This is a genomic window from Spirulina subsalsa CS-330, assembly GCF_028330765.1.
Classification (GTDB): Bacteria; Cyanobacteriota; Cyanobacteriia; order Cyanobacteriales; family Spirulinaceae; genus Spirulina; species Spirulina subsalsa_A.
Genome location: NZ_JAQMTY010000028.1, coordinates 1 through 5,262, shown reverse-complemented (window position 1 = coordinate 5,262; position 5,262 = coordinate 1). Strand labels below are relative to the sequence as shown.

General features: G+C 55.4%; 5 protein-coding genes. 2 read left to right on the top strand and 3 right to left on the bottom strand.

Annotated elements, in window-relative coordinates; translation table 11 throughout:
• Positions 1-196 precede the first annotated feature (196 nt).
• The 3 genes from groL to PN477_RS02160 form a co-directional block, all read right to left on the bottom strand.
• Complete coding sequence (groL, locus tag PN477_RS02170; RefSeq protein WP_272117113.1) at positions 197-1,822, bottom strand: chaperonin GroEL; 1,626 nt, start codon at positions 1,820-1,822, stop codon at positions 197-199.
• 59 nt (positions 1,823-1,881) lie between these two features.
• Positions 1,882-2,193 (bottom strand): co-chaperone GroES, encoded by a 312-nt coding sequence (groES, locus tag PN477_RS02165; protein ID WP_072619280.1) that lies wholly within the window; start codon positions 2,191-2,193, stop codon positions 1,882-1,884.
• A gap of 156 nt (positions 2,194-2,349) precedes the next feature.
• Positions 2,350-2,493: a hypothetical protein gene (locus PN477_RS02160; RefSeq protein WP_272117110.1), complete on the bottom strand. Its 144-nt coding sequence runs from the start codon at positions 2,491-2,493 to the stop codon at positions 2,350-2,352.
• A 181-nt stretch (positions 2,494-2,674) separates the two neighbouring features.
• Here PN477_RS02160 and PN477_RS02155 point away from each other — a divergent pair, with 181 nt between their 5' ends.
• The gene (locus PN477_RS02155) at positions 2,675-3,937 is read left to right on the top strand and encodes a glycosyltransferase (protein WP_272117107.1); all 1,263 of its coding nucleotides are present in this window, start codon (positions 2,675-2,677) and stop codon (positions 3,935-3,937) included.
• On the top strand, positions 3,934-5,055 hold the full coding sequence (locus PN477_RS02150; protein WP_272117104.1) for a glycosyltransferase: 1,122 nt from the start codon (positions 3,934-3,936) through the stop codon (positions 5,053-5,055). Before PN477_RS02155 ends, PN477_RS02150 begins: the two co-directional genes overlap by 4 nt.
• Positions 5,056-5,262 lie beyond the last annotated feature (207 nt).

Here is a 5,262-nt window from a genome sequence, read left to right as displayed (position 1 = left end):
TGGCGTATCTGAAAATGTCTGTGGAGATGATGGGACGGGGGCTTTGCCTAGTTACCAATCTGTGAAGCAGAAACTCTTAGGTGTGAATCTAAGAATCCCCCGTTAGATTGCTTTAGCAATTAACGGGGGAGTATGTCAATTCATTAGAGGAGAACGAACACCGCAACGGCGATCGCACTCCCGCAGACCTTACGGTTTAGTAATCGAAGTCACCGCCGCCGGGGCCTGCCGCTGCTTTTTCTTTTTCCGGCTTGTCCACAACGATGCACTCGGTGGTCAAGACCATGCCCGCGATGGAAGCCGCGTTTTGCAGCGCACTGCGGGTCACTTTCGCCGGGTCAACCACACCCGCCTCGAACATATCGACAAACTCACCCGTGGCAGCGTTGTAGCCCACGTTGAAGTCTTTTTCCTTCACCCGCTCGGCGATCACTGCACCGTTTTGACCGGCATTTTCAGCGATCCGCTTCAGGGGAGCGAGGAGGGCACGCGCCACGAGCATCGCACCGGTCAACTCTTCATTTTTCAGGGTTTCCGTGGCCCAGGTTTCGAGTTGGGGGGCGAGGTGGGCGAGGGTTGTCCCACCACCGGGGACGATGCCTTCTTCCACAGCGGCTTTGGTGGCGTTGATCGCATCTTCGAGACGCAGCTTGCGGTCTTTCATTTCGGTTTCCGTGGCAGCACCGACTTTGACCACAGCCACACCACCGGAGAGTTTGGCGAGACGCTCTTGGAGTTTTTCTTTATCGTAGGAGGATTCAGTTTCCTCGATTTGGCGGCGAATTTGGTCGCAGCGGGTTTTCACTGCGGCTTCGTTGCCGTCGGCGACGATGGTGGTGGTTTCTTTGGTGATCGTGACACGGCGGGAAGTGCCGAGCATTTCGAGCTTGGTGGCATCGAGTTTGAGTCCCGCATCTTCGGTGATCAGGGTTCCGCCGGTGAGGACGGCGATATCTTCGAGCATTTGTTTCCGGCGATCGCCAAACCCAGGCGCTTTCACCGCAGCCACGTTGAGGATACCGCGCAGACGGTTCACAACCAAGGTGGCGAGGGCTTCTTTCTCGATGTCTTCAGCAACGATCATCAGGGGCTTGCCGGAGCGGGCCACCTGTTCGAGGACGGGGACGAGGTCTTGAACCAGGGCGATTTTTTTATCGGTGATCAAGATGTAGGGGTCTTCGAGCACCGCTTCCATGCGTTCGGTGTCGGTGACGAAGTAGGGGGAAATGTAGCCTTTGTCAAAGCGCATCCCTTCGGTGATCTCCAGTTCGGTGATCATCGATTTGCCTTCTTCGAGGGAAATCACGCCCTCTTTACCCACTTTTTCCATGGCTTGGGCAATCATTTCGCCCACTTCTTCATCGTTCCCGGCGGAGATGGAACCCACTTGCGCGATCGCTTTCGTGTCCGAAATTTCACGAGCTTGATCCTTAATCCGACCGACGAGGAATTCCGTAGCCCGATCCACACCGCGTTTGAGGGCGATGGGGTTAGCACCAGCGGCCACGTTGCGCAGGCCTTCTTTGACCATGGCATGGGCCAAAACGGTGGCGGTGGTGGTTCCGTCCCCGGCGACATCATTGGTTTTCGAGGCGGCTTGACGAATCAAGGAGACCCCGGTGTTTTCGATGTGGTCTTCGAGTTCAATTTCTTTCGCGATCGTGATCCCGTCATTGACGATTTGAGGTGCGCCAAATTTCTTTTCGAGAACCACGTTGCGGCCTTTGGGGCCGAGGGTGACGGCCACGGCTTCCGCCAACAGGTCAATGCCTTTTTCGAGAGCGCGACGCGCTTCTTCGTTGTAAATGATGCTCTTAGCCATAGTGCTCTAAATCCTTGTAAGTGTTGTTGAAGTCGGTAGAAATTGCTGAAGAGAAAAGCTTACGCAACCGAAGCGAGGATGTCTTTTTCCGACAACAGCACGTATTCTTCGCCGTTGAGTTTGATGTCAGTGCCAGCGTATTTGGAGTAGAGGACGCTATCACCCACTTTCACTTCCACTGCAACGCGGTTCCCATCTTTGTCCAATTTGCCGGGGCCCACAGCGGCAACGGTTCCCACTTGGGGCTTCTCTTTGGCGGTGTCGGGGAGATAAATACCGCCAGAGGTTTGTTCTTCGCTGGGGCTAACTTTGATGAAAACGCGATCGCCCAAAGGATTAACAGTAGAAACATTGATGGTTAAAGCAGCCATGTAAAAGCCTCCATAAGAGATTGAGATAGTTGAGGTGTGGGGTGGTTGTGTTTAGCGTTAGCACTCTCACCACACGAGTGCTAATTTAACGAACGGCGTGATCCCCTGGCAACTCGTTTCGGGGTAGTGTTTACCGTACTCACGCCCCCATTCCCCCTAAAAATTGCCCGCAAGGTTAACGCCTGCGATCGCCCGAACACCTACCAATCCACCGCCCATCCCCCCCAATCGCCAACCCCCCACCGCCCAGAACTGAAGTTCTTGGCTCAGAACGAAAACCCGTTGGCACGGGTTCGGCATAGGGATTTATAGCACTAGCCAGGGCAGTTAAGACATTTACTCTGGAACAAGGGGCTTAAGCCCCTTGCCTGTCCTAACAAATTTGTCCACTGCTATAAATCCTCGGCACAGCGAGAATCGAGTATGGTATGACATAGGCACGATTCATCCCCTGTTGTTGGTTTTGGTTGCTGTGAGTGATATGAAACCGGCCCCCCGCCTCATGCTCTTTGACCTGTCAGTTTTTGGTCATCATCCCTCCTATATGGAAACGCTGATCAACTATTGGCATCAGCAGCGATTACCCGGTGATCTCGATTTTGTCGTGTCGTCGCGCTTTCCGGAGGTACACCCAGAGACGATCGCCCTCGCCCAATCCCTCGCCCCTGACCGGATTCACTTTCACCCGATCACCGCTGCCGAAGAAGCCAGCCTCAGCCCCCGCACCAACGGCTGGACAAGGGCCAAACGCAATTTTGATGAATGGCAACTGCTGGTGAACTATTGCGATCGCCTCCAGCCCGATCACTGCTTAATTCTCTACTTCGACACCTGCATCTTGCCCCTCTTTTTTGGCAAAACCGCCCCGGTTCCCGTCTCTGGCATCTACTTTCGCCCCACCTTTCACTACCGCACCTTTTCCGGCTACATCCCCAGCCCAAAAGCCACAGTGCAAGAATGGCGCGAAAAAATCCTTCTCAGTCGGGTGTTGCGCCATCCTCGCCTAGAAACTCTCTTTTCATTGGATCGCTATGCCGTGGACGGCCTGAATCGGTTTAATCCCAAAACCCAAATCGTTCCCCTCGCTGACCCGGTTCAACCCTTGCCCCCTTCGGATCTGACGCGATCGCAACTCCTGGAAAACTTGGCAATTGATCCGCAACGGTGCGTCTTTTTGCTCTTTGGGGCGTTAACGAGTCGGAAAGGTATTTTTCCACTCCTTGCAGCCCTGTTGCAACTCTCCGATCAAGACTGTGAGCGGATTACCCTGATCTTCGCGGGGGAGGCGAGTGTCGAGGATGCAACGGTATTGCAGGCGAAAATTGCCGAAGTTTGCGCCGCAAAACCGATGGTGCAAATTGTCGGGGATTATCGCTTTTTACCCTTTGATGAGTTGCAGGGGTATTTACAGAGCGCGGATGTGATTTTGGCTCCCTATCAGCGTCATGTGGGGATGAGTGGGATTTTAGTCTGGGCGGCGATGGTGCAGCGGCCGGTGTTGAGTTCAGATTATGGGTTGATGGGGGAATTGGTGCGGCGCTATCGGTTGGGGTTGGCGGTGGATTCGACGCAACCAGAGGCGATCGCGGCGGGATTCCGTACCTTTTTAAACCAAGACCCGAATCCAGTGGGCGATCGCGATCAAATGCAAGCCTTCGCCGACCTCAACCGCGCCGACCGTTTCGCCGCCACCATTTTCCAAACCCTCGGCTATGCTTGCGATCGCGCAGGGGATTCGGCATGAGCATCAAACGACTCGCGATTTTCACCCACGGCATCGAAGGGGGAGCGTTTACAAATCTGGGGACAACCCTGGTGCGGGGTTTCACGGAATTAGGCTACCCCTGTGATTTGGTCGTTCTGCGTGCCACCGCCGAGGAAAAGGCCCGCTATCCCGATGTGAATGTGGTGTCGTTGGATGTGCCGAGGGCGATCGCTGCCATCGGGGCGCTGCGGAACTATTTGCGCCGGGCCCGGCCCGATGTGCTGATTTCGATGCCGTGGTATTTCAACGTCGTCGCCGTCTGGGCCAAGCTCCTCGCCTTCGTGCCCACCCGCGTCATCATCACCGAACACAACATCATCAGCCTCGAATCCGGCATCGAACTGAACCGGGAACGGCGGATGCAGTTGATGCCGTTTTTGATGCGCCACACCTACCCCTTTGCGGCAGGTTTGATCGCCGTCTGTACAGATACCCTCACGGATCTACGCGACACGCTCCGAATTGATCCCAACATTCCGAAAATTGCGATCGCCAACCCCATCCACCTCCACCGCGTCCAAACCCAAGCCCAACAGACCCCGCGCCACCCCTGGTTCACCCCCAAAGATCAGCCCGTCATCCTCACCGTTGCCCGGCTTGCCAAACAAAAACAACTGGATTTGCTGATCCGCGCCTTTGCTGCCGCTACCCCCGACCTTCCCGCCCGGTTACTCATCTTCGGCGAAGGACAATTACGGGGCGAGTTAACCCAACTTTGCGAACAATTGGGAGTGCGCGATCGCGTTGATCTCGCCGGATTCACCGCCAACCCCTACCCCTACATGCAAGCCTGCGATCTCTTCGTCCTCGCCTCCGCTTGGGAAGGTTGCCCCCTCGCCCTCTCCGAAGCCCTGGCCTGTGGTTCCCTGGTCTTAACCACCGATGCCCCCGGCGGCGCGAAGGAGTTAATCGACTACGGCGAGGCGGGGTTACTGGTTCCGATGGGGAATCAGGCCGCTTTAACGAAAACCCTCCGCGATGTCCTCGTTAATCCTGACATTTACCAACCCTATCGCCCCAAAGGCCAAGCCCGCGCCCAAGCCCTGGATTATCTCGGAGTCTGTCGGCAATATTTGGATTTTGCGCGATCGCTGTAGGGTGCGATCGCTGTAAGCCACTATCGCTGTAGTGACAGAATCTCAGGCTCAATGCGATCGCAACTAAATTGACATCCTCACCGGGCTAAAGCCACAGTGATTCCTAAGATTCACATCTTAGGTTTCTGCTTCATAGCAACAGCCTCCACCCGCAAGGAGTTTATGGTCTTACGTTCGCTCCACAGACTATCCCCGCTAGCCCAGCGG

Excerpts from the sequence above, each read along its gene's own strand:
- groL (WP_272117113.1), bottom strand. The coding sequence starts at position 1,822 with ATGGCTAAGAGCATCATTTACAACGAAGAAGCGCGTCGCGCTCTCGAA.
- groES (WP_072619280.1), bottom strand. The coding sequence starts at position 2,193 with ATGGCTGCTTTAACCATCAATGTTTCTACTGTTAATCCTTTGGGCGAT.
- PN477_RS02160 (WP_272117110.1), bottom strand. The coding sequence starts at position 2,493 with ATGCCGAACCCGTGCCAACGGGTTTTCGTTCTGAGCCAAGAACTTCAG.
- PN477_RS02155 (WP_272117107.1), top strand. The coding sequence starts at position 2,675 with ATGAAACCGGCCCCCCGCCTCATGCTCTTTGACCTGTCAGTTTTTGGT.
- PN477_RS02150 (WP_272117104.1), top strand. The coding sequence starts at position 3,934 with ATGAGCATCAAACGACTCGCGATTTTCACCCACGGCATCGAAGGGGGA.